15 protein-coding genes are annotated in these 17,110 nt (G+C 67.9%); 6 read left to right on the top strand and 9 right to left on the bottom strand.

Annotated elements, in window-relative coordinates:
* The first annotated feature begins 26 nt into the window (after positions 1-26).
* Positions 27-479 carry a MarR family winged helix-turn-helix transcriptional regulator gene (locus QSK05_RS00825; RefSeq protein WP_352300180.1) on the top strand — a complete coding sequence of 151 codons (453 nt, stop codon included), beginning with the start codon at positions 27-29 and terminating at the stop codon, positions 477-479.
* Between the two features lie 150 nt (positions 480-629).
* Here QSK05_RS00825 and QSK05_RS00820 read toward each other — a convergent pair whose 3' ends face one another.
* Entirely contained in the window at positions 630-1,490 is an 861-nt protein-coding gene (locus tag QSK05_RS00820) for an alpha/beta fold hydrolase (protein WP_285592838.1), read from the bottom strand.
* An 86-nt stretch (positions 1,491-1,576) separates the two neighbouring features.
* Between QSK05_RS00820 and QSK05_RS00815 the strand changes: the two genes are divergently transcribed.
* Positions 1,577-3,607: an AfsR/SARP family transcriptional regulator gene (locus QSK05_RS00815; RefSeq protein WP_285592836.1), complete on the top strand. Its 2,031-nt coding sequence runs from the start codon at positions 1,577-1,579 to the stop codon at positions 3,605-3,607.
* A gap of 145 nt (positions 3,608-3,752) precedes the next feature.
* Here QSK05_RS00815 and QSK05_RS00810 read toward each other — a convergent pair whose 3' ends face one another.
* Positions 3,753-4,448, bottom strand: coding sequence for a hypothetical protein (locus QSK05_RS00810; protein ID WP_285592834.1), 696 nt, complete (start codon positions 4,446-4,448; stop codon positions 3,753-3,755).
* 348 nt (positions 4,449-4,796) lie between these two features.
* On the opposite strand from QSK05_RS00810, the gene QSK05_RS00805 reads away from it, so the two are divergent.
* Together QSK05_RS00805 and QSK05_RS00800 are read left to right on the top strand one after the other, a co-directional pair.
* Positions 4,797-5,291 carry a peptidylprolyl isomerase gene (locus QSK05_RS00805; protein WP_285592832.1) on the top strand — a complete coding sequence of 165 codons (495 nt, stop codon included), beginning with the start codon at positions 4,797-4,799 and terminating at the stop codon, positions 5,289-5,291.
* Positions 5,288-6,163, top strand: coding sequence for a rhomboid family intramembrane serine protease (locus QSK05_RS00800; protein WP_285592830.1), 876 nt, complete (start codon positions 5,288-5,290; stop codon positions 6,161-6,163). The genes QSK05_RS00805 and QSK05_RS00800 overlap by 4 nt, the downstream gene beginning before the upstream one ends.
* Here QSK05_RS00800 and QSK05_RS00795 read toward each other — a convergent pair.
* Positions 6,160-6,777, bottom strand: a complete 618-nt coding sequence (locus tag QSK05_RS00795) for an HAD family hydrolase (protein WP_285592828.1) — start codon at positions 6,775-6,777, stop codon at positions 6,160-6,162. The two genes, QSK05_RS00800 and QSK05_RS00795, sit on opposite strands and share 4 nt — an antisense overlap.
* A 171-nt stretch (positions 6,778-6,948) precedes the next feature.
* Positions 6,949-7,197 carry a cell division protein CrgA gene (locus tag QSK05_RS00790; protein WP_285592826.1) on the bottom strand — a complete coding sequence of 83 codons (249 nt, stop codon included), beginning with the start codon at positions 7,195-7,197 and terminating at the stop codon, positions 6,949-6,951.
* A gap of 85 nt (positions 7,198-7,282) precedes the next feature.
* On the opposite strand from QSK05_RS00790, the gene QSK05_RS00785 reads away from it, so the two are divergent.
* Positions 7,283-8,161: a DUF881 domain-containing protein gene (locus QSK05_RS00785; protein ID WP_285592824.1), complete on the top strand. Its 879-nt coding sequence runs from the start codon at positions 7,283-7,285 to the stop codon at positions 8,159-8,161.
* Between the two features lies 1 nt (position 8,162).
* A complete protein-coding gene (locus tag QSK05_RS00780) occupies positions 8,163-8,792 on the top strand; it encodes an aminodeoxychorismate/anthranilate synthase component II (RefSeq protein ID WP_285592823.1) in 630 nt (209 codons plus the stop codon).
* Between the two features lie 76 nt (positions 8,793-8,868).
* On the opposite strand, the gene pknB is transcribed toward QSK05_RS00780, so the two are convergent.
* The 5 genes from pknB to QSK05_RS00755 are packed head-to-tail and all read right to left on the bottom strand — an operon-like array spanning position 8,869 to position 17,107.
* Positions 8,869-10,857, bottom strand: coding sequence for a Stk1 family PASTA domain-containing Ser/Thr kinase (pknB, locus tag QSK05_RS00775; protein ID WP_502879696.1), 1,989 nt, complete (start codon positions 10,855-10,857; stop codon positions 8,869-8,871).
* A 25-nt stretch (positions 10,858-10,882) separates the two neighbouring features.
* Positions 10,883-12,571, bottom strand: coding sequence for a protein kinase domain-containing protein (locus QSK05_RS00770; protein ID WP_285592819.1), 1,689 nt, complete (start codon positions 12,569-12,571; stop codon positions 10,883-10,885).
* Positions 12,568-14,019, bottom strand: a complete 1,452-nt coding sequence (locus QSK05_RS00765; protein WP_285592816.1) for a peptidoglycan D,D-transpeptidase FtsI family protein — start codon at positions 14,017-14,019, stop codon at positions 12,568-12,570. The genes QSK05_RS00770 and QSK05_RS00765 overlap by 4 nt, the downstream gene beginning before the upstream one ends.
* Positions 14,016-15,479: an FtsW/RodA/SpoVE family cell cycle protein gene (locus QSK05_RS00760; RefSeq protein ID WP_502879695.1), complete on the bottom strand. Its 1,464-nt coding sequence runs from the start codon at positions 15,477-15,479 to the stop codon at positions 14,016-14,018. The genes QSK05_RS00765 and QSK05_RS00760 overlap by 4 nt, the downstream gene beginning before the upstream one ends.
* Positions 15,479-17,107 carry a PP2C family protein-serine/threonine phosphatase gene (locus tag QSK05_RS00755; RefSeq protein WP_285592812.1) on the bottom strand — a complete coding sequence of 543 codons (1,629 nt, stop codon included), beginning with the start codon at positions 17,105-17,107 and terminating at the stop codon, positions 15,479-15,481. Before QSK05_RS00755 ends, QSK05_RS00760 begins: the two co-directional genes overlap by 1 nt.
* Between the last annotated feature and the right edge of the window lie 3 nt (positions 17,108-17,110).

Below are 17,110 nucleotides of genomic sequence, written 5' to 3'. Positions count from 1 at the left end.
CTCACCTTCGTACGGTGGCCGCCATGATGATGAACGAGTACCCGGACGACCAGGTGGCGGCCCAGCCCATCGGCTACTGGAGCGGGGCCGCCTACCGGGCGGTCGTCGGGCGCCTGCGCGCCGAGCTGGCCTTCGAGCAGCTCACCCAGCCGCACTGGTGGACGCTGAACCACGTCGCTGGTTCGCCGGGCACCTGGACCCGCACCGAGCTGGCCGACAAACTCCAGCCCTACGACGACCTGGGCGTCGAGCTGGAAGACGTGTTCGACGACCTGATCGAGCGTGGATGGTTGCTCGAGGAGCCCGGTTTCGTTTTGACGGCGACCGGGGAGGAGGGCCTGGCCCGCGCCCGCGAACGCAATGCCGGTGCCCACGCCGAGACCTGCGCCGGGATCAGCACCGAGGACTACGTCACCACCATCAACACGCTGCGGCGGATGATCGGGAACCTGGGCGGCTCGAGCAACCTAGCCGTCTGAAGACCTCCCCCCTCTCTTTGTTCGTGATCATGCAAATCCCCCAGCCTTCGGCCGGGAGGTGCCCCCACTCCCCAGCGTTCTAGAACTGTGAGTCGTAGAGTTCTAGAACTCCGGGGAGGTTTTGCATGATCACGGGGAATTTGGTGGTGGCTAGCGCTTCAGGAGGGTTTTCAGGGCCTGGGTGATCGTGGCCGGGTCTTCCTCGGCCATGAAGTGCCCGCAGTTGACCGTGCGGTGCTCCAGATCGGGGGCCCAGGCCTGCCAGCGCTCGACGGCCTGACCGGTCATGGCCTGGCCCCAGTCCTGCTGCAGCACGGTGACCGGCATGCGCAGGTGGTTCCCGGCGTCGCGGTCGGCCTGGTCGTGGTCGACGTCGATGCCGGCCGACGCCCGGTAGTCGGCGACGATCGAGGTCACGGCCGCGCGGGACTTCTCCAGGTAGATCTCGCGGTACTCCAGCGGTGACGTGGCCCAGATGTCGAGGAAGTGGCCGAAGAATTCGTCCGGAACCGCGTTGATCATGAGTTCGGGCAGGCCGGGCGGCTGGGCCATCAGGTAGAGGTGGAAGCCCACGGCGGCGGCACGACCGGCCATCACATCCCACATGTCCAGCGTGGTGAAGACGTCGAGCGAGGCCAGGTGGGTCACGGTCTGCGGGTGGTCGAGTGCCGCCCGGATCGCGACCAGGGCGCCCCGGTCGTGCCCGGCCAGGGCAAAGCGGTCGAAGCCCAGGTTCTTCGCCACGGCCACCACGTCTGCGGCCATGATGCGCTTGGAGTAGGTCTCACCGGTGTCTTCCGGCTTGTCGCTGTCCCCGTATCCGCGCAGGTCAGGGCAGATGACGGTGTGCTCCTGAGCCAACTCGACGGCGACGTCGCGCCAGCACAGGTGGGTCTGTGGGAAGCCGTGCAGCAGGACGACCGCGGGGCCTGCACCGCCCACCGCCACATTCAGGTGCACTCCTTCGGCACCCTCGATCCGGCGGTAGTCGAAACCAGGAATCTCTGTCATGCGGATCAGGGTGGGTGGGATGAATCAGCAACCAATCAGTAGGCGGGGAGTGGGGGACCTCTCCGGGCGAAACCTAGAGTCGGGGGGTGTTGCGATTCGGGGTGCTGGGGCCGCTCGAGGTCAGGGACGAAGGTCGTGAGCTCAGGGTCGGTGGGCCTCGGCACCGGGCGGTGCTGGCACGGTTGCTGATCGCGGCGCCGCGGGTGGTGCCGGTGCAGTGGCTGATCGACGATCTCTGGGACGACCCGCCGCAGGGCGCGCTGGGCTCGGTGCAGACCTTCGTCGGGGCGCTGCGCAAGTCGCTGGAACCTGACCGCCCGCCGCGTACGGCGTCGTCACTGCTCGTCACCCAGGCGCCCGGATATGCCGTGCGCGCTCCCGCTGTCGATGCCTGGGAGTTCGCCCAAGGCCTGGAACAGGGGCAGCGCCAGATCGCCGCTGGACAGCCCCTTCAGGCCCACGACCAGCTGGAACGCGCTCTGAACCGGTGGCGCGGACCGGCCTATGCGGAGTTCGGCGACCAGCCCTGGGCCCGGGCCGAGGCTCACCGTCTGGACGAGTTGCGGTCGCTCGCCGTCGAGTGCCGGGCCGGGGCCGCGCTGGAACTAGGGCGTGCCGCCGCTCTCGTTCCCGATCTGGAGGCGCACGTCGAGCGCCACCCGTTACGGGAGGACGGATGGCGTCTCTTGGCACTCGCGCTGTACCGGACCGGGCGTCAGGGGGATGCGCTGGCGGCGCTGCGCCGGGCCCGGCAGACACTGGTCGAGCAGCTCGGGGTGGAACCCGGTGATGCTCTGCGGCAGCTGGAGTCGGATGTTCTCGCTCACGCCGAGCATCTGGAAAAGCCTGCACCGAGAGAAGTTTCCGGGAGCAGTCTGTGGCGGGCGGCGATTCGGGGGCAAGATCCGACCTCGACCGGTCCGGACAGCCACCGGGAACGGCTCGAGGCGCTGATGGGACTGGTGCGGGCGCTCGCGGTCACCGGGGAACTCGCGCAGGCCCGGCAGTACCGGGGTGAGGCCGTGCGGGCCGCCGCCGAGCTTGCCGATCCGCTGCTGTTTGCCCAGGTGGTGGGCGCTTTTGATGTTCCGGCGATCTGGACCGCCAACGACGACGAGGAATTGTCGGGTTTTCTGGTCGACTCGGCTGAGCGCGCGTTGGCAGGGCTTCGAGCAGAGGACGAGGAACACCTCCCTGAGTGTGCCCGCCTGCTGGTGACCATCGCCCTGGAACGGCGGGCGGACTCCGGGCCACGCGGGATGGAAGCCGCGCACGAGGCGGAGCGTCTGGCCCGCGACCTCGACGACCCGAACCTGCTGGCACTCGCGCTCAACGGCCGGTTTCTGCAGACCTTCGCCCGGGCCGGCCTGGCTCCCGAGCGGGCGCTGATCGGTCACGAGCTTCTGGAGATCGCCGCAGCTCAGCCTGCCGGTCTTCCGACGGTGGAGGTGCTGGGCCACCTCATCCTCATCCAGTCGTACGCGGCGCTGGCCGACCTGGGGGCAGCCGAGCGCCACGCCCGGGCGGCGGACGTCCTGGCCGAGCGGCACGGGATTCCGTTGGTCGGGGTGTTCACGACCTGGTTCACGGCGCTTCGCACGGCTGTTGTCGGCTCGGCCGAGGAGGCCCGCGAGGCCTATCTCACAGCGGGAGCAACCCTGCCCGGTTCCGGCATGCCCGGTCTGGAGAGCGGGATCGTGCCTCTGGCCCTGCTGTGTCTCGACCTGGTGAACGGCGAGGAGGGAGAAGGATTGCAGGATTTCGGCCCGTATCAGCCCTGGGCCGAGGCTCTGTTGAAGGCCGGTCCGGTGCCGGCCTCGTCTCCGCGGGACCTGCTGTTCGAGGCCCGCACCTGTCTGCAAGCCCTCGTCGCGCTGCGGGACGGGGACGAGCCGTCTATGAGAAGGGCCTACGCACAGCTACTTCCGGCGCAGGACGAACTAGCGGGCGCGGGCAGCGGGATGGTCTACCTGGGTCCGGTCGCGACCTATCTCGGGCGACTGGCACTGGCACTGGGTGAGACGGACCGGGCCGACAAGCATTTTGCCCGGGCCGACCGTTTACGGGTCAGGGCTCTGGGTGGGGGTCCGCTTGATCAGCGGGGAGGATTTGCATGATCACGGAAGAATTGGGGTGCATGAATTGCTGGTGTGTCCGCGCTGGGAGTGGGGCGGGCATGCGTCCTCAAGCAAACTACGGACGTCCTGGTCACCTCGAAAGGTGAACAGGACGCCCGTAGTTCGGGCTTCTCAGCGTTCGGGCCTATCGGCGGTCGGACCGCGGGTCTCCCGCGATCGGGTCACCGATGATCTTGTCCGAATCCGGCTCTTCCGGCGGCACCACCGGGGTGGTGGTGAGCGGAGTGCCGTTGGCGGCGCCGTTGACCGTGGCGACACCCGGGTCGGGTGTCCACGGGTCTTTGTTCTCGTTGCTCTTCTTCCAGGCCACGGCTGCGCCACCGGCGGCGGCCGCGATCACCGAGAAGAGCAGGAAACGGCGGCGACGCTGACGGCGACGGGCCTTCTTCAGCGCCTTCTTGTTCTTCGGCAGCTGCTCCACCGCGTAGGTGGCGCGGTCCTGCGCGGTCTCCACGGCGTTGTCACGCGCGGCGATCGCGGCGGCCGACGCCGCGGCAATGGCCTCGGCCAGCTTCGGCAGCAGGTCGTCGACGAACTTGTCGCGCCCGTGGGCCACGACCGGGGCAGCCTTCTCCCGGGCCTGGGCGTAGCCCTTCTCCAGCGCCGGGCCGGCGTGGTCAGCGGCATTGCGCACCGCCGGGACCACGTGGTCCTTCGTGACAACCGCTACGCGGTCTTTCGTCGCGATCGCGGCGGGAGTCACCCGCTCGGCGACGATGACCCCGCCGGTGCGGGCGTTGGCAGCAGCGCTCTCCAGTGCTGATCGCAGCTGCGCCTGGGCCTCGCTCTTGGCGTTGGCCCTCTTCCTTCGCGAACTCACGGCATCGTCCTCCCTGTTCATGCGGCCCACTCGCCGAGGCACTGAGCGCGCCGCGTTGGTCCCCATCGTTCCGCGATCTGAGCAATATGCCACCCGAGCTCCATCGTCAGATCCACTATGTGATCTTTACCGTGGAGTACCAAGTCGAGGTGCTGTCCCTGGGGATCCATCCAGCACGTTCGGCCGTTGGGAAAGACGTACCCGGTGCTGGCGTGTCCGCGCAGGGCGAACTCAACCGATGGCGCCGGCCGGTCCGTGACAGACTTCATCAGCATCGAGCGACATCCGCACATCCTGAAGGGGAATCACCCGTTGACCGAGCAGCTTCCGTCAAACCTGTATGCCGACATGCTCACGAACCACGGCATGATCCGCATTCAGCTCTTCCCGAACCACGCCCCCAAGACGGTGCGTAACTTCGTCGAGCTGGCGGAGGGCACCCAGGAAGGGCCGAACAACGGCAAGAACTTCTACGACGGCATCATCTTCCACCGCGTCATCGCAGGGTTCATGATCCAGGGTGGAGACCCGACCGGCACCGGCACCGGCGGCCCGGGGTACAACTTCGACGACGAGATCCACCCGGAGCTCACGTTCACCCAGCCGTACCTGCTGGCCATGGCGAACGCCGGCGTCCGCGGCGGCCGGGGCACCAACGGCTCGCAGTTCTTCATCACCACGAGCACCCCGACCCACCTCCAGGGCAAGCACACGATCTTCGGCCAGGTCGCTGACCAGGCCAGCCGTGATGTCGTGGACAGCATCTCCAACACCCCGGTCGATCGTCGCGACCGTCCCGAGAAGGACGTCGTGATCGAGCGGGTCACCATCACGCGCGGGTGACCACTCAGCCCTCCACGGGTGGCGCGGCGGCCGGGGAACCGGTCTGTCCGCGCCACCCGGACCGCGTGTCCTACGTCCGGTGCCAGCGCTGCGAGCGGCCGGTCTGCCCGGAGTGCCAGCGTGCGGCGGCCGTCGGTGTGCAGTGCGTGGACTGTGTGCGTAACCAGAACAAGGGCATGCGCACGGCCCGCACACCGTTCGGGGCGGCTCTGACCCCCGGTGGCCGGCCGCTGGTGACGATGACGATCATCGGCCTGTGCGTCGTCGCCTGGCTGTTGCAGCTGTCGAACTCACAGATCACCAGTGACTTCGCGTTCTTCCCCCCGCTGTCGGAGTCCGAGCCCTGGCGGCTCATCACCGCGGCGTTCCTGCACTCCACCAGCCCGCTGCACATCCTCTTCAACATGTACGCCCTGTGGATCACCGGGCCGTACCTGGAGCAGATGTTCGGCCGGGTCCGGTTCGCGGCGCTCTACCTGGTCAGCGCCCTCGGCGGCTCGATCGCCTCGCTGGTGCTGGCCACCCCGAACGTCACCGGTTCCTGGGTGACCACCACGGTGGGCGCTTCCGGTGCGGTGTTCGGCCTGTTCGGCGCGTTCTTCGTGGTGCAGCGGCGGCTGAACCGCGACGCCACGCAGATCGTCGCGATGATCGGCATCAACTTCGTCATCGGTCTGCTGCTGCCCAACATCGCCTGGCAGGCCCACCTCGGTGGCCTGGTGACGGGTGTGGTCACGGCGGCCGTGCTGGCGTACGCGCCACGGGCCAACCGTACGGCCGTGCAGGCCGGCGGCGTGATCGCGGTGGTCGTGGTGCTCGCTGCGGCCTACATGATCAAGATCAGCATGGTTCCGGAAGGGCTGCTGCTCTAAGGGGTCGGCAGGCCCAGACTGATGAGCACCTCGCGACAGGCTTCCGGGCCTGTCCACAGATGGGCCTGCCAGCCCCGCTCGCGAGCCGCATCGATGTTCGGCGGCCGGTCGTCGAAGAACACCAGCTGCTCACCCGGCCGGCCCAGAGCGTCTTCCACCGCCTGGTAGATCTTCGCGTCGGGCTTGATCAGGCCCAGGTCGCAGGAAAAGATCTGGTGATCGAACCCGGCCGACCAATCGGCGGCCTTCACCACCCGCGCCATCGACGAGGGTGCGTTCGAGAGCAGCGCGGTCGTCACCCCACCGGTCTGCAGGGCTGTGAGTAACTCGGTGCGACCGGGTGCGAGACGCGACCAGCGCTGGGCGTCGAAGAGATCGATGCGCTCGAGGTCCGCATCCGACCATTCCAGGCCGAGATCGGCGGCGACCAGGGGCCAGTACTCGGTGGGCAACGTGCCGCGGTCGTAGGCGGGCCGGTACTCCCAGTAGGGGCCGGCGAAGCGCTCCGGCTCCACGCCGATGATCCGCGACAGCTCGGGCACGCCACCCTCAGAGGTGGTGAGAACGCCGCCGATGTCGAAAACCACCGCGGGCCAGGTCTGGGAATGCTCCATGAGCCTGAGCGTAGCCGGGCCTGATTGGTTGGGATCAGGGGCTTCTGGTGGCTTCACTCCCGATTCGGTCCGCCGTGTCCCGGTTTTCGCACCAGGACGCGGCGGCCGCTTCAGTTATTCACAGCTGTGGAAAACTCTGGGGACAAGTTCCACCGGTGTAATTCCTGTGGACTAGCGCCAGCGGGTGAGCATGCCGAAACCGCACAGAGCGATCCCGATGCCGACCACCAGGTTCCAGTCGTTGATGTTGGGTACCGGGTAGTCACCCTGGGTGAGGTAGTAGGCCACGATCCAGGCCAGACCGAGGATCAGGAAGCCGACCATGATGGGCGCGAAGAACCGGCCATTGGGCTTCTGGACCGCAGTCTTAGCGCGGGGGGCTTCGTACCCACCCTTGTTCCTCTGCTTGGACTCGGGCATCGACGGACTCCTCCGGGGACAGGTACGGCTTCAGCTGGGGGCCACACACCGGCGGGCGTGCGGCGACTTCCTCTAGCGTAGTGCTGTGGCACCCGCATCGGACGATCCAGTTGAGAACGGCCAGACACGTCCGCGCGCGAACCCCCACATCCCCCTCGGAGGCACCGCCACCCCGGTCGTGCGGGCTCCCCGGCACACCCGCACCGGCACGGTCGGCGTCGGCGTCGTGCTGGTCACCGCCGGTCTCTTGTTCACCACCAGCGCCCACACCTCGCACGGCACCCAGCTGCGCTCGCAGCGGGCCGACCTGGCCGATCTGCTCGAAGACGAGAACGAGCGCGTGCAGGAGCAGAGCCAGCGCGTCGCCGCGCTGAACGAGCAGGTCAAGGCCGACACCGCGGCCGCTGCGGCCACCGACCGCACGATCCGCGACCTGGAGAAGGGTTCGGTCGGGGTGGAGGCCCAGGCCGGACTGGTGGCGGTCACCGGGCCTGGTCTGACCATCACCCTGGACGACGCGCCCCGCGACTCCTCGGTGCCCGCCCAGGCCGGTCCCAATGACCTGGTCGTTCACCAGCAAGACGTGCAGGCCGTGGTGAACGCGCTGTGGGCCGGCGGCGCCGAGTCGATGATGCTCATGGACCAGCGGGTGATCTCCACCAGCGCCGTGCGCTGCGTCGGCAACACGCTGATCCTGCAGGGACGGGTCTACTCGCCGCCCTACAAGATCACCGCGATCGGCAACATCGACAAGCTGCGCGCCGCCGTCGACGCGTCTCCCCAGATCGGCATCTACCTGCAGTACGTGGCTTCCCTGCGGCTCGGGTGGGACGTGAAGAGCTCGCCGGACCTGAGCTTCCCCGCCTATCAGGGGTCACTCAGCCTCAGCCATGCCCGGGTGGCGGGTTCAGCGACCCCCACACCGACTTCTCCCGATGCCACCGAGACCGACCAGGAGTCATGAGTTGAAGCCCGTCAGAGTGCTCGTCGTCGACAACTACGACAGCTTCGTCTACACGATCGCCGGTTACCTGACCCAGCTCGGCGCCGAGTGCGAGGTGCGGCGGAACGACGAGGTGAGAATTGAGGACGCGGACGGGTACGATGGGGTTCTCCTGTCACCCGGGCCGGGTGCCCCGAAAGACGCCGGAGTCAGTCCGGAGATGGTGCTGCACTGCGCCGGGACCAAGCAGCCGATGATCGGCGTGTGCCTGGGGCACCAGGCCCTCGGAGAGGTCTTCGGGGCCACCGTGACGCACGCTACTGAGCTGATGCACGGTAAGACCAGCGAGGTGGAGCACGACGGCGTGGGCGTGCTCGAGGGGCTGCCGAAGCCGTTCACGGCCACCCGCTACCACTCGCTGGCCGTCGTTGCCGACACCGTGCCTGCCGAGCTCGAGGTCACCGGGCGCACGGCCGGGGGTGTGGTGATGGCTCTGCAGCACCGGGAGCTGCCGCTCTACGGGGTGCAGTTCCACCCCGAGAGCGTGCTGACCCAGGGTGGGCACCGGCTGCTCGCCAACTGGCTGGAAGTTTGCGGTGACAAGGAGGCCGTGGAGCGGTCGGCCGGGATGGCTCCGCTGGTGCGTCGCTAATTCGTCCCTGGACATGCAGTAGGCCCTTGGAATCCACCGATTCCAAGGGCCTACTGCATGTGGGGCTTATGGGCGACTAGGGCTGGATGTCTCCATCGTCGTCGCCGTCCCCGGTGCCGCTCGTGGCGGTCTGGGTCGGGGTGGCAGGTTCTGTCGGGTCGGCGGACTCGGTCGGATCGGCCGACTCGGTGGGATCAACCGAGGGAGCGGTGGTCGTGGTGGTGGTCGTGGAGGGGGCCGTGGCCACCGTCAGTTTCACCGTGCCACCGCGTGTGACCTTGTAGCCGCTGGGGTAATTGGATTCCAGCACCATGCCCGGGGTGACACCGCCACTGGATGAGCCCGGAACGCTCTGCGCCTTCAGCCCGACGGCAGCCAGGGCACTCTTGGCCTGCTGGAACGTCATGCTGTCCAGACCTTCCGGCACGATCACCGTGTCGGAGGAGACGTTCAGGGTGACCGTGCTTCCGGGTTCCACGCTGTCACCCGCAGACGGGTTGCTGCCGACCACCTGACCTGCGGTGGTGGCGTTGGATTTGGTCGCCACTGTTGTTTCGACGACCAGATTCTCTGCTTCCACGAGAGCTTTGGCACTGCTCAGAGTCTTACCAATGACGCTGGGCACGGTGACGTCGTTCGGCTTCTTGCCAACCGTCAGGGTGATGGTGGCGTCCTTGGCCGCCTCTTCCCCCTCATTCGGATCGACGCTCAGGACCTTGCCGTACTCGTCGGATTTTGTGGTTTTCTTCGACTTGGTCTTGATGTTGTCGGCGGTAAAACCCGCAGCCACGAGATCGCTCTTGGCGATCGCCTGATCCTTGCCGATGACCTTGGGGATCGCGATGGTGGTTGAACTGGTGTCACCAGTGGCTTCCTTGTCGCTGCCACCGAAAACGCCTAGCTGGTTCATCACCAGCAGCAGCACCACGATGACCGCCAGCACCGCCGCCCCGATCATCAGGGGCCTGCGATTGCTCGGTTCCGGCTCGTGGGAGCGGCGACCGTAATCGTCTTGCTGTTGCTGCTGGAACGGGTCGTACTGCTGACCGCCGACCGTGGTGGCCTGGTCGCCGTACATCGCCGCGCCCTGGGCCGCGTTGCCGGGCACCGGGGACATCGCCCGGGTGCCGTCGGCCGCCGGCATGAACTGCGTGGTGGAGTTGGACCCGGTCATCGCCGGGGCCGGCGCGTAGATCTGGCGCCCACCGCGGGCGGCCTCGACGTCGGCGCGGAAGTCCTGAGCCGTCTGGTAGCGCTCGTCCCGGCCCTTGGCCAGGGAGTGCAGCACGATCCGGTCGACGGCCTCGGGGATACCGGCGACCACGTGGCTCGGCGGGATGGGCTGCTCCCGCACGTGCTGGTAGGCCACCGACACCGGGGAGTCACCCATGAACGGCGGACGCCCGGTGAGGAGTTCGTAGAGCAGACAGCCCGCGGAGTAGAGGTCGCTGCGGGTGTCGACCTGCTCGCCGCGCGCCTGCTCGGGGGAAAGGTACTGCGCGGTGCCGATGACGGCCTGCGTCTGTGTCATCTGGGAGGACGAGTCGGCCATGGCCCGGGCGATGCCGAAGTCCATCACCTTCACGTCGCCGACCGGGGTCAGCATCACGTTGGCCGGTTTGATGTCCCGGTGCACGATGCCGATGCGGTGGCTGTACTCCAGCGCCGCCAGCACACCCGTGGTGATCTCGAGGGCGGCGTCGACGTCGAGGTGGTGGCCCTCGCCGAGCACCTCACGCAGCGTGCGGCCCTCGACGATCTCCATGACGATGTACGGCAGGTTCACCACCGCACCGCTGGCCTCGACGATCGACTCCTCGCCGGTGTCGTAGACCGCGACGATGGAGGGGTGGTTCAGGGCGGCCGAGGACTGTGCCTCGCGCCGGAACCGAGCCTGGAACGTCGCATCCCGCGCCAGGTCGGTACGCAGCAGCTTGATCGCGACGGTACGGCCGAGGCGGGCGTCCCGGCCGGCGTGCACCTCCGCCATGCCACCGCGACCGATCAGGTCGCCGATCTCGTAGCGGTTGCCGAGCACCCGCACGTTGTCGTTCACCGGTTCCATCCTCGCGTCGTCCTGGCCGCGTTCATCATCCTCTGATCCCGACGTCCGTAACCACGGTCGCGTTGCTTCCGGGGGTCACGGAGGAGGTGGTGTGACCGGATCGCAACCCGGCCGTGTCCAGCGAACGGGTCGCAGCGTCACTCCGATGGCTCCAGAGCACTACCACCACCACGATCACCAACAGGGCGAGCAGCGCGGCCAGCGGCATGCTCAGCCGTCGTTTGCTGCGCCCCGACGACGAGTTGTCGTGGCCGGCCCGGGAACGGGCATTGCCCCGCACCGATGCTCGCGAGGGGTAGCCCCCGCCCTGGCCCAGTGACGAGAACGGGTCGTCATCGTCCCGGCCCCGATCCTGTCGGTCGTTCCGGTCGTAGCGCGCATCAGGCTGGTCGTAGCCCTGGTCGTAGCCCTGGTCGCCACCACCGTACGGCGGACGCTGGTCGGCCCGGCCACGACGGTTGTCGTCGTAGCCCTCGTCGAAGAAGTTGTCCCGGTCGTACCCCGGCTGCTGGCTCTGCTGCTGGCCCGGTTGCTGGCTCTGCGGCGGGTAGCCACCCTGCTGGGGCGGCTGCTGGCGACCGGGGTCACGGCGGTAGCCGTAATCCTGCTGCTCCTGGGCGTAGCCGGGGTCGGCCGGTTGCTGGCTCTCCTGCTCCCGGCGCTGATTGCGCGATTCCCACACCGACTGCCGGGACGGACCCTGACCGTTCGGGCTGCCCTGGCTGCCCTGGCTGCCCGGCCCGGTGGCCCGGTCGATGGCGGCGTTCCGGCGGCCGCCCTGCTGGGTCGGACCGGTCTGGCCATGGGGAGCGGTGTTCGTGTCCCAGGGCTCGGGCTCGCCCGGGATCAGACCCAGCGGGTCGGAGTCGGGAGTGGACGGGCGGCCACCCGCCAGACCTCGCAGTCGTACGTCTTCCATCAGCGAGGCCAGCGCGTTCGCGCCCTGGGGGCGCTTGGCCGGGTTCTTCGCCATGGCCGCCATGACGATCTGCCGCACCGGCGCCGGGATGGTCTCCGGCAGTGGCGGCGGCTCGTCCTGCAGGTGGGCCGTGGCGACGGCGACCTGATTGTCGCCCTCGAACGGCCGCCACCCGGTGAGGCATTCGTACGCCACCACACCGAGCGCGTAGACGTCGGACAGCGGCGACGCGGTCTCGCCACGGGCCAGCTCCGGAGCCAGGTAGTGGGCGGTGCCCATCACCTGGCCGGTGGCCGTCAGCGGCTCGTGGTCGCGGGGCCGGGCAATACCGAAGTCGGTGACCTTGACCCGCAGCTCCGGCGTGATCATCAGGTTCGCCGGTTTGATGTCCCGGTGGATCACACCGTGCCGGTGCGCCGCGTGCAGCGCGCGTGCGGCCTGGGACACGATCGACAGCGTGCGTTCGGTACCCAGCGCACCCTCGTCGGCGATCATCGCCGACAGCGGGTCACCCGGCACGAGCTCCATCACCAGGTACGCCGAGCCGAGCGCCTCGCCGTAGTCGTAGACCGCGGCGATCCCGCCGTGGCTCAGTGCCGCGGCGGTACGGGCCTCGGCCCGGAACCGGGCCTGGAAGTTCGCGTCCGGAGCCAGGTCGGTGCGCAGCACCTTCACTGCGATCGGCCGGTTCAGTACCTCGTCGACAGCGGCCCAGACCTCGCCCATGCCGCCCACGGCGATGCGCTCACGCAGGACGTAGCGCTCACCAAGTCTTTGACCAACGCTGGTGATCACGACAGCACCGCCTCCATCACAGCCTTGGCGATCGGTGCGGCGACCGTACTACCGAAGGCTTCACTGCCGAGCCTTCCGCCGTCTTCGACGACGACCGCGACGGCGATCTTCTTGCCGTCCTTCTCTCCGAAACATGTGAACCATACGTCCGGGTTCTGACCTTCGGCGGTCTGAGCGGTACCGGTCTTACCGCCGACGGTAACCCCGCTGATCTGAGCCGGGCGACCGGTGCCGTCCGTCACCACCGAGACCATCATCGACTTCAGCGAGTCCGCCACCTCGGGGGTGACCGCCTCGGAGAACTCCTCCGGGCTGGGCTCGGAGACCGTCTTGCCGTCTGCACTGGTCACCTTCGCGACCAGGTTGGGCCGCATCACGATCCCGCCGTTGACCACGCCGGCCGACAGCATCGCCACCTGCAGCGGCGTGGCCCGCACGGAGAACTGGCCGATCGCCGACTGTGCCAGCTGCGGCTGGTTCAGGTTGCTCGGGAACACGCTCTCGACCACGGTCTGCGGCACGGTGAGGGGCTGACCGAAGCCGAACTTGGCGGCCTGCTCGGCCAGCGTCTCCTGGCCCAGGTCCATGCCCAGCTGGCCGTAGGTGGTGTTGCACGACTTCTCGAGCGCCTGACGCAGCGTGGGGGTGCCGCCGGCGCAAGGCAGGCCATCGTCGTTCGGCAGGGTTGCCGTGGTTTCCGGCAGGTCCAGCCGGGCCACGCCGGTGAGGTTGGCGGTCGAGTCCGCACTCCAGCCGTTCGACAGCGCCGCTGCCGAGGTAATGATCTTGAACGTCGACCCCGGCGCGTACAGCTGACGGATGGTGCGGTTCAGCAGCGGTTCGAGATCGGACGCGTTCAGCTTCTTGTAAGCAGCGTTGGCCTTCGCGGTGTCATGCGTGGCCAGGCTGTTCGGGTTGTACGAGGGCTTGCTGACCATGGCCAGGATGTCGCCGGTCTCCGGGTCGAGCGCCACCACGGCACCGTCCTGATCGCCCAGCTCGTCCCAGGCCGCCTTCTGGGCCTTGGCATTGATCGTGGTCTCGACGGTGGCTCCCTGCGGCTCCTCACCCGTCAGCAGACTGCTGAGGTTGCGGATGAACAGCTCGTCCGAGGTGCCGGAGAGGTATTCGCTCTCCGCCCCCTCCAGACCGTACGGGCTGCCGCTGACCACCGAGTAGAACCCCGTCACCGGGGCGTACATGGCGCCGTTGGAGTATGTCCGCAGGTACTGGTACATGTCGTCGACCTTCTCCGACGACGCCACCACCTTGTTGCCGACCTTGATGTCGCCTCGCTCGCGGCTGCGCTCCGCAACAACCGTGCGGATATTGCGGGGGTTGTCCTCGAGCTCCTTGGCCGACACCACCTGGATGTAGGTGACGCTGATGAACAACGAGGCAAAGAGCAGAGCGACGACCGCTGCCAGCCTACGGATCGGGCTGTTCACCGGACCACCACCGTCTCCTGATCGTTACCCGACCCGTACTCGCCCCGCTGGTCGTCGCGGTGCTCCAAATCGCCTTGCATTTCCTGGGGGATCTCTTCGATCGGCAGATCGAACATTGGGCCGTCTGACTCGGCCGCCGGCCTCCGGGCCGAGTCCGAGATACGCAGCAGGATGGCGATGATCATCCAGTTCGCCAGCAGCGACGAGCCACCGGCCGCCATGAACGGCAGGGTCAGACCGGTCAGCGGGATCACCCGGGTGACACCACCGACCACGACGAAGACCTGCAGCGCCATAGTGAGCGACAGCCCGGTGGCCAGCAGCTTGCCGAAGCCGTCGCGGGCTCCGATGGCCGTGCGCAGCGCGCGTTCCACGATCACCGCATAGATCAGGAGAAGAGCGAACAGCCCGGCTAGGCCGAGTTCCTCCCCGATCGAAGCGAAGATCATGTCGCTCGCCGGGTAGTACATATAACTTCCGTAGGGGTGACCCTCGCCGAGACCTGTGCCGATCAGGCCGCCGTTGGCCATGCCGAACAATCCCTGCACGATCTGGGTGCTGTTGTCGACAATGTCCGGGTCGAAGGGGTGCAGCCAGAAATCGACCCGGCGCTGCACATGTGCGAACAACTTCAACGCTAGGTAGGCGCCGCCACTGAACAGCAGCAGACCCAGCAAAACCCAGCTTCCGCGTTCCGTGGCGACATAGAGCAGACCGACGAACATGCCGAAGAACAGGAGCGAGGTACCGAGGTCGCGCTCGAACACCAGCACGGCCAGGGTGACGCCCCAGGCAACGAGCAGCGGACCCAGGTCTTTGGCTCGGGGCAGCTGCATCCACAGCACCTTGCGGCCGACCAGCGACAGTGAGTCCCGGGCGGTGACCAGGTAACCCGCGAAGAAGATGGTCAGCGCGATCTTGGCGATTTCACTGGGCTGGAAGGAGAAGCCACCGACGCCGATCCAAATCCGCGCGCCGTTGATGTTCTTACCGATGAACGGAACTAGCGGTAATAGCAGCAGGACCAGGCCAGCCGCCATCGCGATGTAGGTGAAGCGGCTGAGCACTCGGTGGTCGCGCAGCCAGATCACGATCACGGTGGCCGCGATCACGCCCAGAGCCGACCAGAACAGCTGCCGCAGTGCCGCGGACTCGCCGAAGCTCTTGCCCAGCCCAAGGTCGATGCGGTGGATCATGACCAGGCCCAGACCGTTGAGCAGCATGGCCAGTGGCAGCAGGGCCGGGTCAGCGTAGGGAGCGAACTTGCGCACAGCCAGGTGTAGCACCAGGGCCAGAGCGCCCAGACCAGCTCCGTAACCGAGCATGCCAGGCGGCAGCGTGCCGTCAATGGCCAAGCCGACCAGTGCGTAGGCGCCGATGGCCAGCCCGATCGCAGCGGCGATCAGCACCGCCTCGAGATTACGCCCGGTACGCGGCGATTCTGTTCTCGCGGACGCCATCAGTTGCTCTCTCCGCAGTCCGCCGTGGATCCACCACCCGTGGACGGGGTGGTCGTCGGTGCCGTTGTCGGGGTGCCGGTGGTGGCACTCGCCTGTTCGACCTTGGTGTTGCCCTGCGCGCTCGCCCCGTCGGTCGCGCCGGACTTCTTGGTCGTCGTCTTGCCGGCAGCCTTGGTCGTCGTGGCCGCAGGAGTGGGCGTGGTCGTCGGCGTCTCCGCAGCGGCACTGGCCGCCGCCCGGCACACGACCTCGGTACGCAGCTTGCCCACCGTGGTCTCCGCCGCGGCCTGGTCGTCGGCCGAGATGCCGTTGCGCACGCGCTTCTGGCTCGCCTCCGACAGTCCGCTCACCGGCACGTCCGGCGCCAGCGAGGTGACACTGCTGAGGTCGATCGGACCGAGCGACTGCGGCAGGCCCTTGAAGATGGCCACCGTGCCGGCCTCGGCGCCCACGAAGTACCGCCCCTGGCTCCAGTGGTAGGCCCCGTAGCCACCGCCGGCCACCAGGATCACCAGAACCAGCGTGAACAGACCGATGCGCAGGCCGCGCCTCGGCGAGCCCTTGCGAGCCCGGCCTCCGCGGGTGCGTTCACCCGGCGGCTCCTCTTCCAGGGCGTCGCGGGAACCGTCTTCGTACTGGTCGTACTGGTCGCCGTAACCGCCGCCGTCGCTGTACTGGTCGCGGTACCGGCCCTGGTACTCGTCCTGGTACTGGTCGCCGTAGCCGTTCTGGTAGAGCTGCTCGGCCGGGTTGTCGTAGTCGCGCACAACCGGGATCGGAGCAGTCGACGTCAGTTCGGCGGCTCGTTCAGCCGCGGATCCGCCGAATCCGATCCGCGGCTGGGGATGAAGAGAGGCGGCCCCGACGACCACCGGCTCGATGCTCACGGGAGAGCTGACGGAGTCGACGACGTCGGCCACGATGCAGGTGACGTTGTCGGGCGCACCGCTGCGCAGGGCCAACTGCACGAGCTGGTCGCAGGTGCTGGCCGGGTCTTTACCGAAAGCCAGTGTCTCTTCGATGGTCTCGAAGCTGACCACGCCGGAGAGGCCGTCGGAGCAGAGCAGGTACCGGTCGCCGACCCGGGCCTCGAGCATGGTCAGGTCGGGGTCGACGTCGTCCATGACATCGCTCAGCACCCGCATCAGCACCGAACGCTGGGGGTGCTGCTCGGCCTCGGCCAGCGTGATCCGGCCGTCGTCCACCAACCGCTGGACGAACGTGTGGTCGCGCGTGATCTGGTCGAGCCGGCCGTTGTGCAGCACGTAGGCGCGCGAGTCGCCGATGTGCGCGAGACCCAGCCGGCCGTTGCCGACCCGCAGGATCGCCGTGACCGTCGTACCCATGCCGGACAGTGCCGGTTCCTCGCCCACCCGTGCCTCGAGCTCGTGCTGAACGTGCCGCAGTGACTCCTGCAGTTCGTCCAGCGCGGCCTCGAGTCCGTGCTCCATGTCGTTCAGGGGCGCCATCTCGCCGATGGCCAGGGACGACGCGATGTCACCGCCCGCGTGTCCGCCCATACCGTCCGCAATGATCAGCAGGCTGGGCCCGGCGAAGCCGGAGTCCTGGTTGTTGGACCGGACCAGGCCGACATCGGAGCGCGCCGCGTACCGCAACGCGATCGCCATGTC

This window comes from Kineosporia sp. NBRC 101731 (assembly GCF_030269305.1).
GTDB lineage: Bacteria > Actinomycetota > Actinomycetes > Actinomycetales > Kineosporiaceae > Kineosporia.
This window is presented reverse-complemented; position numbering and strand designations above follow the sequence as displayed.